This is a genomic window from Pseudomonas khavaziana, from assembly GCF_019145205.1.
GTDB classification, from domain to species: Bacteria; Pseudomonadota; Gammaproteobacteria; order Pseudomonadales; family Pseudomonadaceae; genus Aquipseudomonas; species Aquipseudomonas khavaziana.
Genome location: NZ_JAHSTT010000011.1, coordinates 56,093 through 78,937, shown reverse-complemented (window position 1 = coordinate 78,937; position 22,845 = coordinate 56,093). Strand labels below are relative to the sequence as shown.

The following is a 22,845-nucleotide window of genomic DNA, read 5'->3' as shown; positions in this document are numbered from 1 at the left end:
TTGCGCAAGCGACTGCTGATAAAACCGCAAGCTCTATGCCATTTTGAATCGGATAAATCGTAAATGATCGAATAAAGTTTAATAAATGAACGTATTGTATCGCTATGCGATATTTAGTAGTCATTTTATAGCTTTTAAGGTAGAAATATCGCCACGCCTGATTGACCTGCCCGCGAGTTCGCCATGCCCGAAGACCGCAACAGTTTGCATAACCAATCCCTGGAAAAAGGCCTGTCTGTGCTCAAGGCATTCAGCGCCCAGCGCCGCAGCATGAGCCTTGCAGAGGTGGCCGAGGCCGCCGGCATGACCAAAAGCTCGGCCCAACGCATGGTGTTTACCCTCGAAAGCCTGGGTTACCTTCGGAAACACTCGCGCACACGACATTACCAACTCACACCTCGGGTGCTGGAGCTGGGGTTCAGTTACCTGGATGCGCATTCGTTGATTGAAGTGGCCAACCCGTTCTTGTCCGAGTTGACGCGGTTGACTGGTGAGACGTCATGTCTGACCGAGCCGGCGGGCCATGACATGACTTACATTGCGCGGTTTGTCAGCGCCGGGTTTGTGCCGGTGCACATGCCGATCGGTTCGCGGGTGCCGATGTACTGCACCGCGTCGGGGCGGGCTTATTTGAGCGCCTTGCCGCAGGATGAAGCGCTGGCACTGATCCAGAACAGTCAGCGAGTGGCGCACACCAGCCATACCGTGACAGATGTCGACCGAATTCTGGAATCGCTGCAGCAAGTACGCGAGCATGGGTATGCGGTAAATGGCCAGGAACTGTTCCTGGGCGACATGACCATCGGCGCGCCCGTGCTCGGCGCCAATGGCCGGCCGGTGGCGGCGGTGCATGTGGTGGCGCCGACCAGTCGCTGGAGCCAGGCGGAAGCGGAGCGGCAGTTGGCGCCGGCGCTTTTGCAGTGCTCAAGAGCGCTGAGTAACTCGGCGCGGAACCTGGAATAACAGGTAGTCCAGGTCAAAAGGTGGGTGGGGGCTTGCCCCCGATAGCGGTGGGTCAGTAAAGAATAGGCTGGCTGACACACAGCCATCGGGGGCGAGCCCCCTCCCACATTTGGCTCTCCAGCGTTCTGGGAATATCTAGAATACCCAGACAAAAAATGCGCCCGGTTGGGCGCATTTTTTTGTGTGGTCAGCTATCGCCTATCAGGCAATCGCATCCCAAGCGCGATCACCGTTCTCGTCCTTGATCCGGGTCGGTAAGCCCATCACATCCAGCGCTTTCAGGAACGGCTCAGCCGGCAGTTCCTCGACGTTGGCCATGTGCTTCACATCCCACTCGCCACGCGCAACCAGCAGCGCAGCAGCGACCGGTGGTACGCCTGCGGTGTAGGAGATGCCCTGGCTGTCGGTCTCGGCATACGCCTCTTCGTGATCAGCCACGTTGTAGATGAACATCTCACGCGGCTGGCCATCCTTGGTGCCTTTGACCAGGTCGCCGATGCAGGTCTTGCCGGTGTAGCCCGGGGCGAGCGAAGACGGGTCGGGCAGTACGGCCTTGACCACTTTCAACGGCACCACTTCCAGGCCTTCGGCGGTCTTGACCGGCTTCTCGGAGAGCAGGCCGAGGTTTTTCAGTACGGTGAACACGTTGATGTAGTGTTCGCCGAAGCTCATCCAGAAACGCACGTTGGGCACGTCGAGGTTTTTCGACAGCGAGTGCACTTCATCGTGGCCGGTGAGGTAGAGGTTCTGCGAACCAACTACCGGCAGGTCGTCGGTGCGTTTGACTTCGAACATGGTGTTGCTGGTCCACTGGCTGTTCTGCCAGCTCCACACCTGCCCGGTAAATTCGCGGAAGTTGATTTCCGGATCGAAATTGGTGGCGAAGTATTTGCCATGGGAGCCGGCATTGACGTCGAGAATGTCGATCGAATCAATGCGGTCGAAATGCTGTTGCTGCGCCAGCGCGGCGTACGCGTTGACGACACCTGGGTCGAAGCCCACGCCAAGGATGGCGGTGATGTTCTTCTGTTTGCATTCTTCCAGGTGATTCCATTCGTAGTTGCCGTACCACGGCGGGGTCTCGCAGACCTTGCCCGGCTCTTCGTGGATGGCGGTGTCGAGGTAGGCCACGCCGGTATCGATGCAGGCGCGCAGTACCGACATGTTGAGGAACGCGGAACCGACGTTGATGACGATCTGCGACTCAGTCTCGCGGATCAGGGCCTTGGTCGCTTCCACGTCCAGGGCGTTCAGCGCAAAGGCTTGGATATCAGCGGGTACCTTGAGGCTACCCTTGGCCTTGACGCTGTCGATGATGGCCTGGCATTTGGAGATGTTGCGCGACGCGATAGCAATACGACCGAGTTCGTCGTTGTGCTGCGCGCACTTGTGGGCCACCACCTTGGCGACACCTCCTGCACCAATGATAAGAACGTTCTTTTTCAATTGCTTTATTTCTCCTATATCCGCCAGCTTAGGAAAGGCTGGACAGGTAGTCGTCGTAACCAAATTCACGAACCACCTCGACTGTACCGTCGAGTTGTTTCACTACGATGGACGGCATTTTCAGGCCGTTGAACCAATTTTTCTTGACCATGGTGTAGCCCGCGGTGTCGATGAACGACAGCCGATCGCCGATGGCCAGCGGACGATCGAATTGATACTCGCCGAAGATGTCCCCGGCCAGGCAGGATTTGCCGCACACCATGTAGGTGTGTTCACCCTCGCTTGGCGCCAGTTTGGCATTGAGGCGATAGATCAGCAGGTCCAGCAGGTGGGCTTCGATGGAGCTGTCTACTACGGCGAGGTGCTTGCCGTTGTAGAGAGTGTCGAGCACGGTGACTTCCAGGGAGGCGCTGTTGGTGATCGCAGCTTCGCCCGGTTCCAGGTACACCTGCACGCCGTACTTCTCGGAGAACGCCTTCAAGCGCGCGCAGAACGCATCCAGCGCATAGCCTTCACCGGTAAAGTGGATGCCGCCGCCGAGGCTGACCCACTTGACCTTGTGCAGCAGCTCACCGAAACGTTCCTCGATGGTGCCAAGCATTTTGTCGAACAGGCTGAAGTCGCCGTTCTCGCAGTTGTTGTGGAACATGAAGCCAGAGATCTGCTCAATCACGCCGTCGATCTTCACCGGGTCCCATTCGCCCAGGCGGCTGAACGGGCGCGCCGGGTCGGCCAGCAGGTAGTCGGAGCTGCTCACCTGCGGGTTTACGCGCAGGCCACGGGTCTTGCCCTCGGAACGCTCGGCAAACCGCTGCAACTGGCTGATGGAGTTGAAGATGATCTTGTCGCAGTTCTCCAGCATCTCTTCGATTTCATCGTCGGCCCAGGCCACGCTGTAGGCGTGCGCTTCACCTTCGAACTTCTGGCGACCGAGCTTCAACTCATACAGCGACGACGAGGTGGTGCCGTCCATATATTGCTGCATCAGGTCGAACACCGACCAGGTGGCAAAGCACTTGAGTGCCAGCAGAGCCTTGGCGCCGGACTGCTCGCGCACGTAGGCAATCTTCTGCATGTTGACCAGAAGCTTCTGTTTATCGATGAGGTAATACGGCGTTTTGATCATTTTTGAGAGCCTGCGGCGGTGCCTGCCAAAAAAGGACACGCATTGTGCCCGCACTTGGAACAGATCGAAAGGTTAGCGGGCGGTTTTTGCGCGCCGTGCTTGAGCATAAGGCTTGAGTGTTACGGTTCGTTAGGATGACCGCGCTGCAAACATGAGCAGATCTTGTGATGATCTAGAATAAAATGAGTTTGTCTCACTATTACCGCCTGCCGACAATGGCTGCCATAAATACCGACATTGGAGTTGTAAGTCATGGCAGTCGCTCATTCCCTGGGATTTCCGCGCATTGGACGCGATCGTGAACTGAAAAAAGCGCAGGAAGCGTTCTGGAAGGGCGAGCTCGACGAGGCCGGCCTGCGTGCCGTGGGCCGTGACTTGCGCAAGACCCATTGGGAGCTGCAAAAACAGGCCGGCATTGAACTGCTGCCCGCCGGTGATTTCGCCTGGTACGACCAGGTGCTCACCCACTCGCTGATGTTCGGCGTGATCCCCGAGCGCTTCCGCCCGGCCGACGGCCAGGCCACGTTGCACACCCTGTTCGCCATGGCCCGCGGGGTCAGCGACACCTGCTGCGGCGGCGCTCACGCCCAGGAGATGACCAAGTGGTTCGATACCAACTATCACTACCTGGTGCCAGAGTTCAGCGTCGACCAGCACTTCCACCTGGGGTGGGACCAACTGTTCGAAGAGGTCAAGCAAGCCCGTGACCTCGGCCACGCCGTCAAGCCGGTCGTCATCGGCCCGCTGACCTACCTGTGGCTGGGCAAGGCCAAGGGTGGCGATTTCGACAAGCTCGATCTGCTCGAGCGCCTGTTGCCGCTGTACGGCCAGATCTTCCAGCGCCTGGCGGACCTGGGCGTGGAGTGGGTGCAGATCGACGAGCCGATCCTGGTGCTCGATTTGCCCCAGGAGTGGAAGAACGCGTTTGAGCGTGCCTATAACCTGATCCAGCGTGACCCACTGAAAAAGCTGGTGGCGACCTACTTCGGTGGCCTGGAAGAGAACCTCGGTTTGGCCGCTAACCTGCCAGTGGATGGCCTGCACATCGACCTGGTGCGAGCGCCGGACCAGTATCCGACCATCCTCGACCGCCTACCGGCTTATAAAGTGTTGTCCCTGGGCGTGGTCAATGGCCGCAACGTGTGGCGCTGCGACCTGGAAAAAGCCCTGGCCACCTTGCAGCATGCCCACCAGAAATTGGGCGATCGCCTGTGGGTTGCGCCGTCCTGTTCGCTGCTGCACAGCCCTGTGGACGTTGGCCGTGAAGACCAGCTGGATGCGGAGCTGAAAAGCTGGTTGGCCTTTGCTGTTCAGAAGTGTGCGGAAGTGGCGGTGCTCGCCCAGGCCGTCGACCAGCCCGAGGCGCCCAACATAGTTGTCGCCTTGGCGCAGAGCCGCACCATTCAAGCGGCTCGCGCGACTTCGCCACGCATCCACAAACCTGCCGTTCAAGCCCGTGCGGCTGCTATTTCTGCCCAGGACAGCCAGCGTCAGTCGCCGTTTGCCCAACGCATCGCGAAACAGCGGGCCGGCCTGGACCTGCCGCTGTTCCCGACCACCACCATCGGTTCATTCCCGCAAACTACGTCGATCCGCCTGGCACGCCAGTCTTACAAGGCCGGCAAGTTGAGCGAAGCCGAATACGTCGAGGCCATGCACAGTGAGATCAAGCACGCCGTCGAGGTCCAGGAAAACCTCGGGCTGGATGTGCTGGTGCACGGTGAAGCCGAGCGTAACGACATGGTCGAATATTTTGCCGAACAACTGGATGGCTACGCGTTCACCCGTTTCGGCTGGGTGCAGAGCTATGGTTCGCGCTGTGTGAAACCGGCGGTGATTGTGGGTGATCTGAGTCGCCCGAAAGCCATGACCGTGGAGTGGATCCGCTACGCCCAGGGCCTGACCGACAAAGTGATGAAGGGCATGCTGACGGGGCCTGTGACCATGCTGATGTGGTCGTTCCCACGGGAAGACGTGAGCCGCGAAGTGCAAGCGCGGCAACTGGCCCTGGCGATTCGTGACGAAGTGCTGGACCTGGAAGCGGCCGGGATCAAGATCGTGCAGATCGATGAAGCCGCGTTCCGTGAAGGCTTGCCGTTGCGCCAGGCGCAGTGGCAGCACTACCTTGACTGGGCCACCGAGGTGTTCCGCCTGTGCGCCTGTGGTGTGCGAGACGAAACCCAGATCCACACCCACATGTGCTACAGCGAGTTCAACGATGTGATCGAGTCCATCGCGGCGATGGATGCCGACGTGATTACCATCGAAACCTCGCGTTCGGACATGGAGCTGCTCGACGCATTCGAAGCCTTTGCTTACCCGAATGAAATCGGCCCGGGGGTCTATGACATCCACTCGCCACGGGTGCCGGATGCGTCGGAGATGGCCAACTTATTGCGCAAGGCCGCCAAACGGATTCCGGCGGAGCGCTTGTGGGTCAACCCCGATTGCGGGTTGAAGACCCGGGGCTGGCCGGAGACCGAAGCGGCGCTTATTCACATGGTCACCGCCGCCCGCCAACTGCGCGCCGAATTGGCCTGATACGGATTAAAAATGTGGGAGGGGGGCTTGCCCCCGATGGCGGAGTTTCAGTACCAAATCCATTGGCTGACCCACCGCTATCGGGGGCAAGCCCCCTCCCACATTTGGAGTAGCGATAGTCAGAGATATTTGAGCCAGGCGATGTCGCGCCGACGCGCCTTGAGCCCGGCAAACCAACGCACGGGCGGGTACAACGCCAGCGGCAGCAACAGTGCGGCCAGCCACACCGCGCCGATGCTGTCGAAGCCGAAATAATTGCCTTGGTTGAGTCCAAACAACGCAGCACAGGCCACATACAGTATTTTCAGCACATACAGGTGCAACAGGTAGAAGAACATCGGCGCGGCGCCAAACACGGCCAGTACACCGATCCAGCGTTTATGCCCGACACGTTCGAACGCCAGCAGTACCAACAAGCCAATGCCCAGCGTCAGCGCCAGGAACAACAGTGAAGGCGGGTACTTGGTAATGTTGAAGAAGCTCATCAGTGTCTGCACGCCGCTGTCATACGCCTGCCAAGGCTTGTCGCCGTACCCGTTGACCGCCCGCAACAACACAAAACCCACCAGCGCGCCCAACCCCGCCATCAACAAATAACGCTGACGTGTGGCCGGCGATGTGACATTGGCAAACCAGGGTCCAAGACCGTAGCCCAGGGCAATCACGCCGATCCACGGCAACACCGGGTAGGTCACGCGCAGCCGCAGGTTTTCAGACACCTGGATCCAACTGCGTTCATGCAGGATCGACCACACCAACTGCGACGTCGATCCCGGAGCCAAGTGCACTGCATCGAGCAGGTTATGCCCGGCAATGATCACCAGGGCCAAGCTGATCAGCAACGCACGCGGCAACCACACCAGGGCGGCGAGGGCGATCATGCTCACGCCGATTGCCCAGATCACCTGCATATAGATCACTGCGGGCGGCAACTGGAACGTCCAGGCGAAGTTGACCAGGGTGAACTCCAGCACCACCAAAAACAGCCCGCGCTTGAACAAAAACGCCGACACGTCGTGCCGGCCCTGGTATTTCTGGCCATACAGCCAGGCCGACAAGCCGGTGAGCAGCACAAACACCGGCGCGCATAGATGGGCCAGGGTGCGGCTGACAAACAGCGCAGGCTCTGTGCTGTCGATGCTCATCGGGTCGCTGACCTGGCGATGCAGCAGGAAGGTTTCGCGCACATGGTCCAGTAGCATGAACAGGATCACCAGGCCGCGCAGGGCGTCGATGGACTGCAGGCGTTGGCGTAAGGTAGTAGCGTCGGTCATAAGTAGGGAATCGCGAGCGGGCAAATAATTGACGTTATCCTATAACATTTATTGAGGCGCATGATGATCAGCATGAAAACGCAATCGGCCGAGGCCGTAATCGAATTCTGGAAACAGGCGGGGCCCAAGCGTTGGTTCGCCAAGGACGATGGCTTCGACACAGTTTTTCGCGACACCTTCTACGCCACCCATATGCAGGCTGCACGGCGCGAACTGGAAGATTGGCTGACCTGCGCCGACGGTGCGCTCGCGTTATTGATCCTGCTGGACCAATACCCGCGTAACGCCTTTCGCGGCACCGCGCATATGTTCGCCACCGATCCGCTGGCGCGCCTGTATGCGCACCAGATGGTGGACGCCGGACTGGATCAACAGATCGAACCTCAGTTGCGCGCGTTCTGTTATCTGCCGTTTGAACACTCGGAAGATCCGCAGGACCAGCAACGCTCGCTGACGCTTAACCAGCAGTTGGATGCCAATACTTACCACTGGGCCAAGGAACACGCCGTTATCATTGAGCGGTTCGGGCGCTTTCCTCATCGCAATGCGGTGTTGGGCAGGGCTACGACACCAGCGGAACAGGTTTTTTTGGATGAGGGTGGATTTGCGGGGTAGGGCGTAGGAGGAGGCTTGCTCATCGCCTCTAGCTGATCCAACAGCGCTGTGCGTCGGTTAGCTTGGAGGAAACCTGAATCACCTGAAGAATTCGCCTACAAAGTTTTAGGTTAAATCCCATACTTTGCGTGCTTGTAAAGGTTTCTTGCGTGCTCAAACATTATTATCAGGATAACTAACTTGAGACGCATGACTTGCAGCCAAATGTGCGAATACTGATTTTAGCTTGCAGCACCACTGTGATGGCCCAGCTTGGCGTGACGCTTTATCTTCCAGTCACGCCTTATATCGTCGATGCACTCGGTATGAGTGCGGCTGAAGGCTACAGCGCCTTACTAATGTATTTAAGCGGTGCCGCAGTTCCATTGATTTTCGCCGTTCATCTTATTAGGTTATTTGGTCGTTCAGCAGTTCTGTGGATGTTTTGCTGCATTTTCTTTAGTGGAAGTTTTTTATCCGTGTGGGCTAATGACGATAAAAGCTTTTATCTTTCCAGGCTGCTGCAAGGCTTGGGTGGCGGCGGGGCGGCGTTGCTGGGACGCGCATTGTTATCGGAGGTTTTCTCGGGAGCTCACTTGGCGAGGAATTTATCCCTTTTATCCTATTCATTTGTTTTTGCGTTGGTGGCGGGACAAGTCGCAAGCGGGTTTTTAGTTTCTTTTTTTCGCTGGGAAGTGGTGGCAGTGGTCATGGCGTGCGGCTCAATCATCTGCGCTATCTTGGTACTGCCTGTAAGAGAGATTCTGTCTGCTCTGGATATCGACAGTCAGCAGCGAGTCGGACGTCCAAGGTATGCAGCTATGGTCAGTCATCCCAGCTTTTATTTGCCGGTCATACTAGGCGGGTGTGGTTATGGGGTGTTTGTTGTGTACCAAGGTGTAGGTGTCTACGTTTTTGACGCGCTATTGGAGTGGGATAGCGCGCAATACGGGATGTTTGGGGTATGGCTGGGGCTTGCCTATTTCGGCGGGGCGCTGTCTGTAAGGTATGCATTGAGGTCGGTTAGCATATCTGCACTTTCAATTATGGCCGGCGGTGTGCTGCTTTTTGCGGTGTCGATATTTTTGTTAACAACCTTAAAGCACTTGGATCGCCACTTTGTGTTCTTGGCATATCTAGCAGTCTGGTATGCCCAGGCAATGATCTACCCCTGTGTCGCGTCCATGGCGGTAAAAAAATACCCAGGTATTGAGGCAATGATGCTGTTTAGTTTCTTGCAACAGCTAGTTGCTCTGTTATTCGGAGCATTAGCATCACTGCTCATCGCCGTTGGACTGCATGGCGTGGCATTACTAACCCTTGGTTTAGGCGCCTTGGGAGCGCTGGTGACAGTTTTACTGTCAAATAACAGTAGCAGCTAGGCATCGGGGCGGCTTTTGTATTCCCACCAGGAATGCCCCCATAAAAACCCGGCATTGTCCTTATCGACCCGAATCTCGTAGCTTAGAGGCTCATCCACCGGAGATAGCCCATGAGCCAACTGCGCCTCTACGTTGATTCGCTGTTCACCAGCCCCTACGCCATGTCGGTGTTCGTCGCGCTGCGGGAAAAAGGTTTGGCGTTCGAGACGGTTCCTCTGGATCTGGATGCTGGACAAAACCAGTCGGCAGATTACGCCCAACGCTCCCTGACCCAACGGGTACCCACTCTGGAACACGGTAATTTCACGCTGTCGGAATCTTCGGCAATCACTGAGTACCTGGACCAGGCGTACCCTCAGATCTGCGTTTACCCAACTGATCTGCAGCAGCGAGCGAGGGCGCGGCAGGTTCAGGCGTGGCTGCGCAGCGATTTGCTGCCGATTCGCCAGGAACGTTCGACGCTGGTGGTGTTCTACGGGCAGAAGATGCCGCCTTTATCGCCGGTGGCTCAGGCCGCTGCGGGCAAGTTGATCACTGCTGCTCAGGCACTTCTGGCAGGCAACCCTAAGTATTTGTTTGGCGAATGGTCAATTGCCGATGTGGACCTGGCGGTGATGCTCAATCGCCTGATCCTCAACGGCGACAGTGTACCGACCGAGCTGGTGGTGTACGCGCAGCGCCAGTGGCAACGGCCGTCAGTGCAGGAGTGGGTCAACCTGCAACGGCCGGTGCTCTAGCTGCCACTCTTCCTCGACACGTCGGTCGAGCTCCTCCCAGTGGGCCATGCCCAGCACCCGTGTGGTGTTCAAGCCCCGCAGGTAGCCGCGTAGTTGTTGGGCGCTGGCCGAGCGTTGTTCAGCATCGGCGCTTGGGTCCAGCAACACGTTTTCATAATCGACCAGGTAATCGGCGACCCGCTCGCGAAATTCCGGCAGTACGGCTTCGCGGATGCGGTCGAAGGTTTTCTGGTAGGGCTTCATGGCGGGGTCCTTATAGATTTTATCGGCTGCCTGACACTATCGGTTCAAATGATAGTCACCATCAAGGATCACAAGTTCTGTTTTTTCGCCAATCGCGCAGAATCTGCACATCGAAACGCGGTCAAGGAAATGCGCGATGAGGACGATTATCCAGTTTGCACTAATGGCCCTGATGCTGGGCTCGGCGGCCATGACCACCCCGGCGATGGCCGATGAACTGCGTACAGGCCATTTGCTCCCGCTTGCCGCTGGCGTAGACTCCCTGCAGCGCGCCCAGTCGGTGGGGGTATTGTTCAGCGAAAACACTCGCGAGAACCTTAATTACCTTGAACGCTACCACGCCATGGCGCTGAACGGCGCCAAGGACGCGTTGGATGGGCGTATTCGTGAAGCGTTCGTCAACAGCTCCGATCCGCAACTGGCCATCGACTGGTTGATGAATTCGCTACAGGGCACTTTTCTCTCGGTGACGGTCTATAGCAGCCTGGATGCCCTGGTGCGGGCACATCCGGACGTGGTGGTGGTGCTCGATGCCCATAACCAATTGCTGACCCAGCGTAACGACCGGGTCGAGGCGCGCTTTGCCGCACGCTTCTATGACGCGAACCTGCAGTACATCGCCAAGGCTGAAGGCTCGGTGGACAAGCATGTGCCGTCGGTGTGGGTGCACGATAAGGCCGCGCCTGAGATCGCCGCGCTGATCGAGCAACAACGCGATGTCCAGCAAGACGCCCTGAAGCAGTTCGATATGTCGCTCAAGGCCCTGGTTCGCGCAGGTTGACCCGCGAATGGATGTAAACCCTATTGGTTATTTTCAGGAATCTGTATGCGCTCTTTTTTTGCCCCGGCCCTGGCCTTCGCTGCTTTGTCGCTGACCGGATGTATCACTGCCCCAAATGCTCCCTCACTGACCCTGCAAACCGCCAAGACCCCTGAAGGCTATGTGCAGTGCGTATTGCCCAAGCTGGAAAAACACGGCATCACCTCGACCGTGACGCAGAACTCGCGCCACGCCAAGGTGTTGTTGACCAGCAAGATCGCTGCCGATGATGTGCTGGAGGCCTACAAATCCCAGGACGGCACCAAGGTGTTCCTGTATGAGCGCAAACCGCTGGCCTCGGCGATCAAACCGTCGCGACTGGAGCAGGCGGCACAGGACTGTAAGTAAAGTGGGAGAGGCTTTCCCTAATGCTAGTCAGTTAAGCGTACATTGCCCTCCGTAGGAGCGAGCTTGCTCGCGAAAAACGTCAACGATAAAGCGTGCTTCCTGAATGAACGCGGCGCCTGTGAGTTTTTCGCGAGCAAGCTCGCTCCTACAGGCATTAGGGCAAGCCCCTCCCACACTTGAACAGCCGTGTGTTCGAATCTTTTGCAAAAAAAAGCCCCGCCTGATTGCTCAGGCGGGGCTTTTTAGTGGCGGATGGAATCAAACGAGGGGTTTAGGCTCTTCTTCCACGGCCTTGTGCTCTACCGCCTGGGCAGCCGCTGCAGCCGCTGCTTCGGCTTCCTTGCGGCGACGACGCACTTCACGTGGGTCGTTCGGCGCACGGCCGTTTTCGGTAAGGGCGCTGGCAGGTGCAGCTTCAACTACAGGGGCGGCCACTTCGGCAACCACTGGGGCTTCAACTTCAACCACGGGTGCAGGCTCCACAACCGGCGTCGGCTCAACCACTGGGGCTGGCTCGGCGACGACTTCGGCAACCGGCGTCGGCGCTTCTTCTACCGCAGGGGCAGGCGTTGGCGCTTCAACCGGGGCAGCCGGCTCAGCGGTCCACTGGAAGGCGGTCTGTTCTTCGCGAACTTCACGCACAACCGGGGCAGCTTCTTCGGCAGCCGGTGCTTCTACAGCCGCTTCAACCACTGGCGCAGGCTCGATAACCGGTGCGGGCTCAACAGCAACCACTTCGGTTTCTGGCTGTGCGTCGCGAACCGGGGCAACTTCCACTTCCGCAGCCACTGGGGCTTCGATCGGGGTAGTGGCTTCAACGACTGGCGCTTCAACAGTCGGCGCTTCAACCACTGGGGTCTCGGCGGCTGGCGCTTCTACCGCAACGGTTTCCTCGACAGCAGCGGTAGCTCGCTCGGCTTGCTCGTGGGCCTGGGCCTCGGCAGGTGCGCTGATGACCGAGCTGGCAACGGCAGCGGTAACGGCCAAGCCGGCAGCCAGTTCGGCGCCCGTTGGTTCGTTGCTGGCGGCTTCGGCATTTTCGCCGGCTTCTTCCGAACCTTCGATCACGTTGCCGTTGGCGTCACGTTGACGCTCGCGACGGTTGCTGCGACGACGCTGTCCACGGGAGCGGCGGCGTGGACGATCGCCTTCGGCGTTGTCCTGACCGTCTTCCTGCAGTTGCTCTTCGCCGGTCAGTACTTCTTCTTCGCTGGCGGCAGAGGCTTGCTCAGCGCGTGGTTGACGCTCCTCACGCGGTGGGCGCGGCTGGCGCTCTTCACGTGGGGCACGCTCTTCGCGCGGCTGGCGCGCCGGGCGTTCTTCGGTGCTGGCAGCGGCGGCAGCAGCAACGGCTGGCGCGGCGTCCAGCGGCTCACGCAGTTCACGCACGCGCTCTTCGCGCTCGCCACGCGGCTTGCGATCTTCACGCGGGGCACGTGGGGTACGTGGTGCGCGCTCTTCACGCGGTGCACGTTCTTCGCGGGCGACGGCCGGGGTGTCTTCGCGGGCTTCGCGAGGTGCACGCTCTTCACGTGGCGCGCGTTCTTCACGCGGTGCACGTTCTTCGCGAGGCTTGCGCTCTTCGTCACGGCGACCGTTGCGGTTACGGCTCTGCTGGCGACCGTTGCGACGTTCTTCGTTGCGCGCCGGGCGCTCGGTGGCAGGCTTTTCGACCACGACCGGGGCAGCAGGCTCTTCTTTGGTGGCGAACAGGCTGACCAGCGATTTCACCAGGCCCTTAAACAGGCTTGGCTCAGGCAGGGCGGCCGGGGCGGCAACCGGAGCAGCGGCTTCGGTCGGCATCGGTGCGTTGGCACGGGCCGGCGCGGTCTTCACGGCGGCTTCCTGGCGGACCAGGGTGCGGGTCGCAGCCGCTGGCTGGACTTCTTCCACTTCGGCAGCGGCAGCAGCTATTTCATAGCTGGACTGGCCGCTATGGGCTTCCGGACTGTCATCACGCAGGCGCTGGACTTCGAAGTGCGGCGTCTCGAGGTGGTCGTTCGGCAGGATGACGATACGGGCACGGGTGCGCAGTTCGATCTTGGTGATCGAGTTGCGTTTTTCGTTAAGCAGGAAGGCGGCAACCGGAATCGGCACTTGCGCGCGGACTTCGGCGGTGCGGTCTTTCAGGGCTTCTTCTTCGATCAGGCGCAGGATCGCCAGGGACAGCGATTCAACGTCACGGATGATGCCGGTGCCGTTGCAACGCGGGCAGACGATGCCGCTGCTCTCGCCCAGGGATGGACGCAGGCGCTGGCGGGACATTTCCAGCAGGCCGAAGCGCGAGATACGGCCGACTTGCACGCGAGCACGGTCAGCTTCCAGGCATTCGCGGACTTTCTCTTCCACGGCGCGCTGGTTCTTGGCGGGGGTCATGTCGATGAAGTCGATCACGATCAGGCCGCCGATATCACGCAGGCGCAGTTGGCGGGCGATTTCTTCAGCCGCTTCCAGGTTGGTCTGCAGGGCGGTTTCTTCGATGTCGCTGCCTTTGGTGGCGCGCGCCGAGTTGATGTCGATGGACACCAGGGCTTCGGTCGGGTCGATGACGATGGAGCCGCCGGAAGGCAGTTCGACCACGCGCTGGAAGGCGGTCTCGATCTGGCTTTCGATCTGGAAACGGTTGAACAGCGGTACGCTGTCTTCGTACAGCTTGATCTTGCTGGCGTACTGCGGCATCACCTGGCGGATGAAGGTCAGGGCTTCGTCCTGGGCTTCAACGCTGTCGATCAGCACTTCGCCGATGTCCTGGCGCAGGTAGTCGCGGATGGCGCGGATGATCACGTTGCTTTCCTGGTAGATCAGGAATGGCGCGGAACGATCCAGGGACGCTTCTTTAATGGCGGTCCACAGTTGCAGCAGGTAGTCGAGGTCCCACTGCATTTCTTCGCTGCTGCGGCCCAGGCCTGCAGTACGAACGATCAGGCCCATGTCGGCCGGTGCGACCAGGCCGTTCAGCGCTTCACGCAGTTCATTGCGCTCTTCGCCTTCGATACGACGGGAAATGCCGCCGGCACGTGGGTTGTTCGGCATCAGCACGAGGTAACGGCCGGCGAGGCTGATGAAGGTAGTCAGGGCGGCGCCCTTGTTGCCACGTTCTTCTTTCTCGACCTGCACGATGACTTCCTGGCCTTCGCTCAGGACGTCCTTGATATTCACGCGGCCTTCGGGGGCTTTCTTGAAGTATTCGCGGGAGATTTCTTTGAGGGGCAGGAAGCCGTGGCGCTCGGAGCCGAAATCGACAAAGGCAGCCTCAAGGCTTGGTTCGATGCGAGTAATACGGCCTTTATAGATGTTGGCCTTCTTTTGCTCGCGTGCACCGGATTCGATGTCCAGGTCGTAGAGGCGTTGGCCATCTACCAGTGCAACACGCAACTCTTCGGGTTGAGTTGCGTTAATCAGCATTCTTTTCATGTTGTACCGTCGGTTTCCGGGCTGCCGGAAACGGCGTTCGGCACACACGACTTCTCACGGTCGGTGTCAGGTGCGTCAAGAGTGGTTGGCCACTCCAGTGTCCAGCAAAACCTGCCAATTGGGCCGGTATCGCGACGGACGCGTCCTGCTCGTTAGCGGTGGTGACAAAGGCACCACTTCAACAAAAGCTAAGGTCAGGAGGAGGAATCAACCGGCGACTGTGGACGAGATGAAGCGTCTAAAATAAGCCTAGTGCTACACAGTCCGACGGTTGTGCATCTCCACCCTACACGTATCCCTGATAATTCGGGTGCTGCCGCGCGCAGAATCCGCAGCGGGTTGGCATTTACCGTGTTCTCCAATGGGGAGTCCACGCTCATGGCTAAACAAGACTAGGTGTGGGCGACTGCGCTCTCACTCAGCTCTTAACAGGCGTTGTTTCCGAAGTATTCGCCGTGGTCTGGTTCAAGATTGACTGCACTTTGTGAACTGGCCGTAAATATCGGCGCAGAATGCGAGTATTCACTCTGCTTTCTGCACTCGCTTCAGGCCTCATGTCACCTGCGCTTGTTACAATCTTGAGCCTTCCAAGGTGGCGAAAGCCCCGTAGGACGGCCTCGCGTCCTGATGAATTGCGATGGTCAGGGCCGGCAATTTGCCGCATGTCCTCTGTCCAGGCCGCTTTTGGCGGCGTTCGCGACTATAGCAGCAATGATTAAGTGCTTCAATTCCATAAAAATTGTTATCATCGCCGGCATGACGACTACCACCCCCCCGACCCCCAGCGTCCAGCTGCTTGAGGTCTCGCCGGAATATGCCGGCCAACGCATCGACAATTTTCTCCTGGCCCGGCTCAAAGGCGTGCCCAAGACCTTGATCTACCGCATTTTGCGTAAGGGCGAAGTGCGCGTGAACAAGGGCCGGATCAAGCCTGAGTACAAATTGCAGGCGGGCGATATCGTCCGTGTGCCGCCTGTGCGCGTGCCTGAGCGCGACGAGCCTGTGCCATTGGCCCAGGGTCTGTTGCAGCGCCTGGAAGCCTCGATTGTCTTCGAAGACAACAAGCTGATCGTGATCAACAAGCCCTGCGGCATTGCAGTTCATGGCGGCAGTGGTCTGAATTTCGGCGTGATCGAAGCCTTTCGCCAGTTGCGCCCGGATGCCAAGGAGCTGGAACTGGTCCATCGCCTGGACCGTGACACCTCCGGCCTGTTGATGATTGCCAAGAAGCGCAGCATGTTGCGTCATCTGCACACTGCCCTGCGTGGCGATGGCGTGGACAAGCGCTACATGGCGTTGGTGCGTGGTAACTGGGCCAGCTCGATCAAGAGCGTGCGTGCGCCGCTGCAGAAAAGTAACCTGCGCTCCGGCGAGCGTATGGTCGAGGTGGACGAGGAGGGTAAGGAAGCCCTGACCCTGTTCAAGGTGCTTCGCCGTTTCGGTGACTTTGCCACCATGGTCGAGGCCAAGCCGGTCACTGGCCGCACCCACCAGATTCGTGTGCATACCCTGCATGCGGGCCACTGCATTGCTGGCGATACCAAGTACGGCGACGAGGGCTTCTCCAAGGAAATCCGCGACCTGGGCGGTAAGCGCCTGTTCCTGCATGCCTATATGCTTACGGTGCCGCTGCCCGATGGCGGCGAGCTGAAATTGCAGGCGCCGGTCGATGAGATGTGGGCCAAGACCGTGGAGCGTTTGAGTGTCGCACCTTGACTACAAGCTGCTGATCTTCGATTGGGATGGGACGCTGGCCGATTCCATTGGTCGGATTGTCGAGTCGATGCACATGGCGTCAACCCGTTCAGGCTATGAGCTATGCAGCGACCTGGCGGTTAAAGGCATCATCGGCCTGGGCTTGCCTGAGGCCATCCGCACCCTGTACCCGCAGATCGGTGACCAGGAACTGATAGCGTTCCGGCAGCACTATGCCGATCACTACATCGCTCTGGAAGCCGAGCCGTCGCCGCTGTTTGACGGCGTAAGGCAATCCTTGGCGGCGTTTCGTGCCGAGGGCTATCACTTGGCTGTTGCTACCGGTAAGGCTCGCCGTGGTTTGGATCGTGTGCTTAAGGCCCATGGTTTCGAGGATTATTTCGACATCACTCGCGCTGCGGATGAAACCGCCAGCAAGCCTCATCCTCTGATGCTGGAGCAGATCCTGGATCATTGCGGAGTGTCGCCACGCCAGGCATTGATGGTGGGTGACGCGTCCTTCGACCTGATGATGGCGCGCAATGCCGGCATGGACAGCGTGGCGGTCAGTTATGGCGCCCAGGCTGCCGAGGCGTTGCAGCAATACGAGCCGAGGCTGACGATTGATCATTTTTCTGAATTGCAGGTCTGGCTTAGCCGGGCCCAATGAGTTTTTGCTGGGGTTAATGGCATGAGTGACGAGTGGAAAGCGCCCGAAAAGGCCGAGAGCAGTGATGATAAAAGCTGGAAGCTGCTGGAGAAGACCCTCCTGGCCAGCGTCCAGGAACAGCGTCGTTCGCGGCGCTGGGGGATTTTCTTCAAGCTGCTGACCTTTGTTTACCTGCTCGGCATGCTGGCGCTGTTCAGCCCGCTGATGGACATGGAAAAAAGCGCCACCCGCGGCAGTCACTACACTGCCTTGATCGAAGTGCGTGGAGTGATTGCCGACAAGGAGCCCGCCAGTGCCGACAATATCGTCACCAGTCTGCGCGCCGCTTTCGAAGACTCCAAGGTCAAGGGCGTGATCCTGCGCATTAACAGCCCGGGCGGCAGCCCTGTGCAGTCGGGCTATGTCTATGACGAGATTCGTCGCCTGCGTGCATTGCATCCGGATACCAAGCTCTATGCGGTGATTTCTGACCTGGGTGCCTCAGGGGCCTATTACATCGCCAGTGCCGCCGACCAGATCTATGCCGATAAGGCCAGCCTGGTGGGCTCCATTGGCGTGACGGCAGCCGGTTACGGGTTTGTCGGCACCATGGAGAAGCTGGGGGTGGAGCGGCGCATCTACACCTCCGGCGAGCACAAGGCATTCCTGGATCCGTTCCAGCCGCAAAAGGCTGATGAGACCCAGTTCTGGCAGGGCGTGCTCGACACCACCCATCGCCAGTTCATTGCCAGCGTGAAGCAGGGACGTGGGGATCGATTGAAGGATAAAGACCATCCGGAGCTGTTCTCCGGGCTGGTGTGGTCGGGCGAGCAGGCATTGCCGCTGGGCTTGATCGATGGCCTGGGCAGTGCCAGTTCGGTGGCGCGGGATGTGGTTGGCGAGAAGGAGTTGGTGGACTTTACGGTTGAGGAATCGCCGTTTGACCGTTTCTCCAAGAAGCTTGGTGCCAGTGTGGCTGAGAAGCTTGCGCTGTATATGGGCTTCCAAGGCCCGACGCTACGCTGATATCTCAAGCCAGCTGTAGATCAAAATGTGGGAGGGGGCTTGCCCCCGATCGCGGTGTGTCAGCCATAGATAACTTGGCTGGTCCACCGCTATCGGGGGCAAGCCCCCTCCCACATTTGTTTTTATGGTGTTCTCAGGGGATTTGCACGCCTTCAGCGAGCAGCATATCCACCAGTCGAATCAGCGGCAGGCCGACAAGGCTGGTCGCATCCCGCCCTTCGGTGCTTTGGAACAGGCTCACGCCCAGCCCCTCGGCTTTGAAGCTGCCCGCGCAGTCGTAGGGTTGCTCGATCCGCAGGTAGCGCTCAATACGCTCTGCATCCAACTCGCGCATGTGCACGGTAAAAGGTACGCAGTCGACCTGGCAGCGCCCCGTCTCACTGTTAAGCACTGCCAACCCGGTAAGAAAGATCACCCGTTTGCCACTGGCCGCCAACAATTGCTCGCGGGCGTTTTCAAAGGTGTGGGGTTTGCCGATGATCCGGCCTTCCAGTGCTGCCACCTGATCGGAGCCTATGATCAAATGCCCTGGATGGCTGGCGGCAAGGGCGCGGGCCTTTTGTTCGGCCAGGCGCTTGACCAGCTCGGTGGCCGATTCATCCATGTGGTGGCTTTCGTCGATATCCGGTGAGCTGCAGGTGAATGGCAGGTGCAGGCGGCTCAGTAATTCCCGGCGATAAACCGAGCTGGACGCGAGTAATAAAGGCAGCATATACGTCTCCTCAAGGCAGTCGCCGATTCTAGCGACGTGACCGGCTGACGCACAGGGCTGAATTTCCTTTGACATGGCCGGGTGCATCCCTATAATGCTGCGCCTATGTTGAATGACCCGATTCCACCTCACGTTGACCCGCGCAAATTGGCTGATCGTGGCACCACCCTTCAAGGTGAAGTGCTGCTGGCCGATTTGGAGAGACTCTGCGACCCGCTTTCCGACACTGTCGGTACGGTGCAGGCTAAATTCGTTTTTGAACGAGATGAACGTAAGTCTGTGGTAATCCACAGCATTATCGACACCGAAGTCAAAATGGTTTGCCAGCGTTGTCTTGAGCTGGTCACCCTGCCGATCCACAGCGAATGCAGTTATGCTGTGGTGAAAGAGGGTGCGAATACCCAGTCGTTGCCGAAAGGTTATGACGTGCTGGAACTGGGCGAAGATCCATTGGATCTGCATGCACTGATCGAGGAGGAGCTTCTGCTCGCCTTGCCCATTGTGCCTGCTCATCATCCGGAAGAATGCCAGCAGCCGGAGGGTCTCGATGACGAGGCCGAGCCGAGCGAGGACGAGGTAACGCGGTCCAACCCGTTCAGTGTATTGGCGCAGTTAAAGCGTGACCCAAACGTTTAGGAGTTAATCAATTATGGCTGTTCAGCAGAACAAAAAATCCCGCTCCGCCCGTGACATGCGCCGTTCGCACGACGCTCTCGAGGCTAGCACCCTGTCTGTGGAAAAGACCACTGGTGAAGTTCACCTGCGTCACCACGTATCGCCAGAAGGCGTATACCGTGGCCGTAAAGTGATCGACAAGGGCGCTGACGAGTAATCACTTGTCTGCTCAAGTCATCGCGATTGACGCAATGGGCGGGGACTTCGGTCCCCGCAGCATTGTTCAGGCCTGCATTGCCAGCCTGTCTGCAACGCCCTCGCTGCACCTGACCCTCGTCGGTCAACCCTCTCTTCTTGAAGAACTGATTGCCAGCCATCCGGCGGTGGATCGCGCGCGCCTGACGATTACGCCGGCCAGTGAAACCATCAGCATGGATGAAAAGCCGGCGGCCGCCCTGCGCGGCAAACCCGATTCTTCAATGCGAGTGGCTCTGGAGCTGCTGCGTGATGGTAAGGCGCAAGCCTGTGTCAGTGCCGGCAATACCGGGGCGTTGATGGCCTTGTCGCGGCATGTGCTCAAAACCTTGCCCGGTATTGACCGGCCGGCGATGGTCGCGGCGATCCCGACGCAGAAAGGCTATTGCCAACTGCTGGACCTGGGCGCCAATGTCGATTGCAGTGCCGAGCACTTGTTGCAGTTTGCCGTGATGGGCTCAGTGGCCGCCGAAGCGCTGGGCGTGGCCCGTCCGCGGGTGGCCCTGCTGAATATCGGCACCGAGGACATCAAGGGCAATCAGCAGGTCAAGCTTGCCGCCACCTTGTTGCAAAGTGCGCGGGGCTTGAACTATATCGGCTTTGTCGAAGGTGACGGCTTGTACCGTGGCGAGGCCGATGTGGTGGTGTGTGACGGTTTTGTCGGCAACATACTGCTTAAGTCCAGCGAAGGCCTGGCGACCATGATTGCCTCGCGTATCGAGACATTGTTCAAGCGCAACCTGGCGTCGCGCATGGTGGGTGCCTTGGCGTTGCCGTTGATGCGCCGCCTGCAGGCTGATCTGGCGCCGGCTCGGCATAATGGCGCGAGCTTCCTGGGATTGCAGGGCATTGTGGTGAAAAGCCATGGCTCGGCAGGTGTCGAGGGCTTCCAAAGCGCAATTGCGCGGGCCTTGATCGAGATCCAGGAAAACCTGCCGCAACGCTTGCACGGCCGTCTTGAGGATCTGTTGCCTTAGGCGAATTGGCCCGGGAGTGCTTAAATGTGACCGGCCAGTTCAATTGACCATCCAATCTGTCAGTTTCGGTGCTCCCTCCATTCATTTTAAGATCGGGAGCGACTATTTTCGACGACCCGATCATTTAGGGGCTTGTTACATGTCTACATCCCTCGCATTCGTCTTTCCAGGGCAGGGTTCGCAGTCCCTCGGCATGTTGGCCGAGTTGGGCGCGCAATATCCGCTGATCCTGGATACCTTCAAGGAAGCTTCCGACGCCCTGGGTTACGACCTGTGGGCGCTGACCCAGCAAGGGCCGCAAGAGCTGCTCAACCAAACCGATAAAACCCAGCCGGCCATCCTGACCGCTTCGATCGCCCTGTGGCGCTTGTGGCTGGCCGAAGGCGGCGCGCGTCCGGCATTCGTCGCCGGTCACAGCCTGGGCGAATACAGTGCTCTGGTTGCAGCAGGCAGCCTCACCCTCGGTGAAGCGGTCAAGCTGGTGGAGCGTCGTGGCCAGTTGATGCAGGAGGCCGTACCGGCCGGGCAGGGCGGCATGGCTGCTATCCTTGGCCTGGAAGATGCTGACGTGATTGCTGCCTGCGCCGAAGCGGCCCAGGGCGAGGTGGTCAGCGCGGTGAACTTCAACTCCCCAGGCCAGGTGGTGATCGCTGGCGCCAAGGCGGCTGTGGAGCGTGCCATCGAAGGCTGCAAGGCCCTTGGTGCCAAGCGTGCGCTGCCATTGCCGGTGAGCGTGCCGTCCCACTGTGCGCTGATGCGCCCGGCTGCCGAGCGTTTTGCCGAGTCCATCGCGGCCATCGACTGGCAGGCGCCCCAGATCCCGTTGGTGCAAAACGTCAGTGCCGCGGTTGCACCCGACCTTGAGACCCTCAAGCGCGACCTGCTGGAGCAACTCTACAAGCCAGTGCGCTGGGTTGAATCGGTCCAGACCCTGGCCGCCAACGGCGCTACCGAACTGGTCGAGTGCGGCCCGGGCAAAGTCCTGGCGGGCCTGAACAAGCGTTGCGCCGACGGTGTGTCGACCGCCAACCTCAACACCCCTGAAGCCTTCGCTGCCGCCCGCGCGGCACTGGCCTGAATTGCGAAATTAGGAGAAGCCTGCATGAGTCTGCAAGGTAAAGTTGCACTGGTTACTGGCGCAAGCCGTGGCATTGGCCAGGCGATCGCCCTGGAACTGGGCCGTCAGGGCGCCGTTGTGATCGGCACCGCCACTTCCGCCTCGGGCGCCGAGCGTATCGCCGCGACCTTGAAGGAAAATGGCGTGCAGGGCACCGGCCTTGAGCTGAATGTGACCAGCGATGAGTCCGTGGCTGCCGTATTGGCCCAGATCACCGCACAGTTCGGCGCGCCGGCAATTCTGGTGAACAACGCCGGCATCACCCGTGACAACCTGATGATGCGCATGAAAGACGACGAGTGGTACGACGTGGTCGATACCAACCTGAACAGTCTGTTTCGCCTGTCCAAGGGCGTTTTGCGCGGCATGACCAAGGCGCGTTGGGGCCGAATTATCAATATTGGCTCCGTAGTGGGTGCCATGGGCAACGCAGGCCAAGTAAACTATGCCTCCGCCAAGGCCGGCCTGGAAGGTTTCAGCCGTGCACTGGCGCGTGAAGTCGGCTCGCGGTCGATTACGGTCAACTCGGTGGCCCCAGGGTTCATCGACACCGATATGACCCGCGAACTGCCGGAAGCACAGCGTGAAGCCTTGCTGACGCAGATTCCGCTGGGCCGTCTGGGCCAGGCCCAAGAGATCGCGAATGTGGTCACTTTCCTGGCATCCGACGGTGCGGCATACGTGACTGGGGCTACAATCCCGGTGAACGGCGGGATGTACATGAGTTAAATTGTGACGGATCGCTTCAAAAAAATGTCATACGAGCTGTCTAAAATCCGTTATAAAGCTGCAACTTAATTTATAGGCAGATGGTCGGCGGGGTACAGGGTGAAGCTTTCAGTTGAAAAGCTGAAATGGCTTTCTATACACTTACCCACTGGCCAGCTGCCTGAATTTGTCCATTAGGAGTT

Annotated in this window: 21 protein-coding genes; 15 read left to right on the top strand and 6 right to left on the bottom strand. The window is 59.0% G+C overall.

Translation table 11 applies throughout. The features are described from left to right. Positions 1–183 precede the first annotated feature (183 nt). A complete protein-coding gene (locus tag KVH01_RS22870) occupies positions 184–963 on the top strand; it encodes an IclR family transcriptional regulator (RefSeq protein ID WP_217883011.1) in 780 nt (259 codons plus the stop codon). A gap of 201 nt (positions 964–1,164) precedes the next feature. Here KVH01_RS22870 and KVH01_RS22865 read toward each other — a convergent pair whose 3' ends face one another. Further along, positions 1,165–2,409, bottom strand: a complete 1,245-nt coding sequence (locus KVH01_RS22865; RefSeq protein WP_057022581.1) for a saccharopine dehydrogenase family protein — start codon at positions 2,407–2,409, stop codon at positions 1,165–1,167. A gap of 28 nt (positions 2,410–2,437) precedes the next feature. Further along, the gene (locus tag KVH01_RS22860) at positions 2,438–3,535 is read right to left on the bottom strand and encodes a carboxynorspermidine decarboxylase (protein ID WP_043050558.1); all 1,098 of its coding nucleotides are present in this window, start codon (positions 3,533–3,535) and stop codon (positions 2,438–2,440) included. A gap of 252 nt (positions 3,536–3,787) precedes the next feature. Here KVH01_RS22860 and metE point away from each other — a divergent pair, with 252 nt between their 5' ends. Continuing rightward, a complete protein-coding gene (gene metE, locus KVH01_RS22855) occupies positions 3,788–6,076 on the top strand; it encodes a 5-methyltetrahydropteroyltriglutamate--homocysteine S-methyltransferase (RefSeq protein WP_217883010.1) in 2,289 nt (762 codons plus the stop codon). A gap of 119 nt (positions 6,077–6,195) precedes the next feature. Here the strand turns inward: metE and KVH01_RS22850 are convergent, their stop codons facing one another. Continuing rightward, positions 6,196–7,350, bottom strand: a complete 1,155-nt coding sequence (locus tag KVH01_RS22850) for a DUF1624 domain-containing protein (RefSeq protein WP_217883009.1) — start codon at positions 7,348–7,350, stop codon at positions 6,196–6,198. Between the two features lie 72 nt (positions 7,351–7,422). Between KVH01_RS22850 and KVH01_RS22845 the strand changes: the two genes are divergently transcribed. The 3 genes from KVH01_RS22845 (at position 7,423) to yfcF (ending at position 10,063) form a co-directional block, all read left to right on the top strand. Continuing rightward, on the top strand, positions 7,423–7,965 hold the full coding sequence (locus KVH01_RS22845; RefSeq protein ID WP_043050588.1) for a DUF924 family protein: 543 nt from the start codon (positions 7,423–7,425) through the stop codon (positions 7,963–7,965). 242 nt (positions 7,966–8,207) lie between these two features. Continuing rightward, entirely contained in the window at positions 8,208–9,326 is a 1,119-nt protein-coding gene (locus KVH01_RS22840; RefSeq protein WP_217883008.1) for an MFS transporter, read from the top strand. 110 nt (positions 9,327–9,436) lie between these two features. Continuing rightward, positions 9,437–10,063: a glutathione transferase gene (gene yfcF, locus KVH01_RS22835; protein WP_217883007.1), complete on the top strand. Its 627-nt coding sequence runs from the start codon at positions 9,437–9,439 to the stop codon at positions 10,061–10,063. Here the strand turns inward: yfcF and KVH01_RS22830 are convergent. Next, entirely contained in the window at positions 10,022–10,306 is a 285-nt protein-coding gene (locus tag KVH01_RS22830) for a hypothetical protein (RefSeq protein ID WP_046072273.1), read from the bottom strand. The genes yfcF and KVH01_RS22830 overlap by 42 nt on opposite strands. 136 nt (positions 10,307–10,442) lie before the next feature. On the opposite strand from KVH01_RS22830, the gene KVH01_RS22825 reads away from it, so the two are divergent. Continuing rightward, a complete protein-coding gene (locus KVH01_RS22825) occupies positions 10,443–11,087 on the top strand; it encodes an ATPase (RefSeq protein WP_217883006.1) in 645 nt (214 codons plus the stop codon). 45 nt (positions 11,088–11,132) lie between these two features. Then, positions 11,133–11,474 carry a hypothetical protein gene (locus KVH01_RS22820; RefSeq protein WP_043050565.1) on the top strand — a complete coding sequence of 114 codons (342 nt, stop codon included), beginning with the start codon at positions 11,133–11,135 and terminating at the stop codon, positions 11,472–11,474. 258 nt (positions 11,475–11,732) lie between these two features. On the opposite strand, the gene rne is transcribed toward KVH01_RS22820, so the two are convergent. Beyond that, complete coding sequence (rne, locus tag KVH01_RS22815) at positions 11,733–14,879, bottom strand: ribonuclease E (RefSeq protein WP_217883005.1); 3,147 nt, start codon at positions 14,877–14,879, stop codon at positions 11,733–11,735. Between the two features lie 765 nt (positions 14,880–15,644). Here rne and rluC point away from each other — a divergent pair. The 3 genes from rluC to KVH01_RS22800 are packed head-to-tail and all read left to right on the top strand — an operon-like array spanning position 15,645 to position 18,258. Next, on the top strand, positions 15,645–16,604 hold the full coding sequence (rluC, locus tag KVH01_RS22810; protein ID WP_005790558.1) for a 23S rRNA pseudouridine(955/2504/2580) synthase RluC: 960 nt from the start codon (positions 15,645–15,647) through the stop codon (positions 16,602–16,604). Continuing rightward, positions 16,591–17,253, top strand: coding sequence for an HAD-IA family hydrolase (locus tag KVH01_RS22805; protein WP_043050095.1), 663 nt, complete (start codon positions 16,591–16,593; stop codon positions 17,251–17,253). Before rluC ends, KVH01_RS22805 begins: the two co-directional genes overlap by 14 nt. 21 nt (positions 17,254–17,274) lie before the next feature. Continuing rightward, on the top strand, positions 17,275–18,258 hold the full coding sequence (locus KVH01_RS22800; RefSeq protein ID WP_217883004.1) for a S49 family peptidase: 984 nt from the start codon (positions 17,275–17,277) through the stop codon (positions 18,256–18,258). A 133-nt stretch (positions 18,259–18,391) separates the two neighbouring features. Here KVH01_RS22800 and KVH01_RS22795 read toward each other — a convergent pair whose 3' ends face one another. Continuing rightward, complete coding sequence (locus tag KVH01_RS22795) at positions 18,392–18,970, bottom strand: Maf family protein (RefSeq protein WP_217883003.1); 579 nt, start codon at positions 18,968–18,970, stop codon at positions 18,392–18,394. Positions 18,971–19,075: 105 nt separating this feature from the next. On the opposite strand from KVH01_RS22795, the gene KVH01_RS22790 reads away from it, so the two are divergent. From KVH01_RS22790 to fabG, 5 genes are all read left to right on the top strand, one after another. Further along, the gene (locus tag KVH01_RS22790) at positions 19,076–19,606 is read left to right on the top strand and encodes a YceD family protein (RefSeq protein ID WP_034120803.1); all 531 of its coding nucleotides are present in this window, start codon (positions 19,076–19,078) and stop codon (positions 19,604–19,606) included. Between the two features lie 13 nt (positions 19,607–19,619). Further along, positions 19,620–19,802 carry a 50S ribosomal protein L32 gene (gene rpmF / locus KVH01_RS22785; protein ID WP_003179396.1) on the top strand — a complete coding sequence of 61 codons (183 nt, stop codon included), beginning with the start codon at positions 19,620–19,622 and terminating at the stop codon, positions 19,800–19,802. Between the two features lie 4 nt (positions 19,803–19,806). Then, entirely contained in the window at positions 19,807–20,817 is a 1,011-nt protein-coding gene (plsX, locus tag KVH01_RS22780; protein WP_217883002.1) for a phosphate acyltransferase PlsX, read from the top strand. A 139-nt stretch (positions 20,818–20,956) separates the two neighbouring features. After that, positions 20,957–21,895: an ACP S-malonyltransferase gene (gene fabD, locus KVH01_RS22775; RefSeq protein ID WP_217883001.1), complete on the top strand. Its 939-nt coding sequence runs from the start codon at positions 20,957–20,959 to the stop codon at positions 21,893–21,895. A gap of 24 nt (positions 21,896–21,919) precedes the next feature. After that, positions 21,920–22,663 (top strand): 3-oxoacyl-ACP reductase FabG, encoded by a 744-nt coding sequence (gene fabG, locus KVH01_RS22770; RefSeq protein WP_003189275.1) that lies wholly within the window; start codon positions 21,920–21,922, stop codon positions 22,661–22,663. Positions 22,664–22,845 lie beyond the last annotated feature (182 nt).

What these genes read in the sequence shown, in the direction of transcription:
- KVH01_RS22870 (WP_217883011.1), top strand. Translation starts at nt 184, where the DNA reads ATGCCCGAAGACCGCAACAGTTTGCATAACCAATCCCTGGAAAAAGGC.
- KVH01_RS22860 (WP_043050558.1), bottom strand. Translation starts at nt 3,535, where the DNA reads ATGATCAAAACGCCGTATTACCTCATCGATAAACAGAAGCTTCTGGTC.
- metE (WP_217883010.1), top strand. Translation starts at nt 3,788, where the DNA reads ATGGCAGTCGCTCATTCCCTGGGATTTCCGCGCATTGGACGCGATCGT.
- KVH01_RS22850 (WP_217883009.1), bottom strand. Translation starts at nt 7,350, where the DNA reads ATGACCGACGCTACTACCTTACGCCAACGCCTGCAGTCCATCGACGCC.
- KVH01_RS22845 (WP_043050588.1), top strand. Translation starts at nt 7,423, where the DNA reads ATGAAAACGCAATCGGCCGAGGCCGTAATCGAATTCTGGAAACAGGCG.
- KVH01_RS22840 (WP_217883008.1), top strand. Translation starts at nt 8,208, where the DNA reads ATGGCCCAGCTTGGCGTGACGCTTTATCTTCCAGTCACGCCTTATATC.
- yfcF (WP_217883007.1), top strand. Translation starts at nt 9,437, where the DNA reads ATGAGCCAACTGCGCCTCTACGTTGATTCGCTGTTCACCAGCCCCTAC.
- KVH01_RS22830 (WP_046072273.1), bottom strand. Translation starts at nt 10,306, where the DNA reads ATGAAGCCCTACCAGAAAACCTTCGACCGCATCCGCGAAGCCGTACTG.
- KVH01_RS22825 (WP_217883006.1), top strand. Translation starts at nt 10,443, where the DNA reads ATGAGGACGATTATCCAGTTTGCACTAATGGCCCTGATGCTGGGCTCG.
- KVH01_RS22820 (WP_043050565.1), top strand. Translation starts at nt 11,133, where the DNA reads ATGCGCTCTTTTTTTGCCCCGGCCCTGGCCTTCGCTGCTTTGTCGCTG.
- rne (WP_217883005.1), bottom strand. Translation starts at nt 14,879, where the DNA reads ATGCTGATTAACGCAACTCAACCCGAAGAGTTGCGTGTTGCACTGGTA.
- rluC (WP_005790558.1), top strand. Translation starts at nt 15,645, where the DNA reads ATGACGACTACCACCCCCCCGACCCCCAGCGTCCAGCTGCTTGAGGTC.
- KVH01_RS22800 (WP_217883004.1), top strand. Translation starts at nt 17,275, where the DNA reads ATGAGTGACGAGTGGAAAGCGCCCGAAAAGGCCGAGAGCAGTGATGAT.
- KVH01_RS22795 (WP_217883003.1), bottom strand. Translation starts at nt 18,970, where the DNA reads ATGCTGCCTTTATTACTCGCGTCCAGCTCGGTTTATCGCCGGGAATTA.
- KVH01_RS22790 (WP_034120803.1), top strand. Translation starts at nt 19,076, where the DNA reads ATGTTGAATGACCCGATTCCACCTCACGTTGACCCGCGCAAATTGGCT.
- rpmF (WP_003179396.1), top strand. Translation starts at nt 19,620, where the DNA reads ATGGCTGTTCAGCAGAACAAAAAATCCCGCTCCGCCCGTGACATGCGC.
- fabD (WP_217883001.1), top strand. Translation starts at nt 20,957, where the DNA reads ATGTCTACATCCCTCGCATTCGTCTTTCCAGGGCAGGGTTCGCAGTCC.
- fabG (WP_003189275.1), top strand. Translation starts at nt 21,920, where the DNA reads ATGAGTCTGCAAGGTAAAGTTGCACTGGTTACTGGCGCAAGCCGTGGC.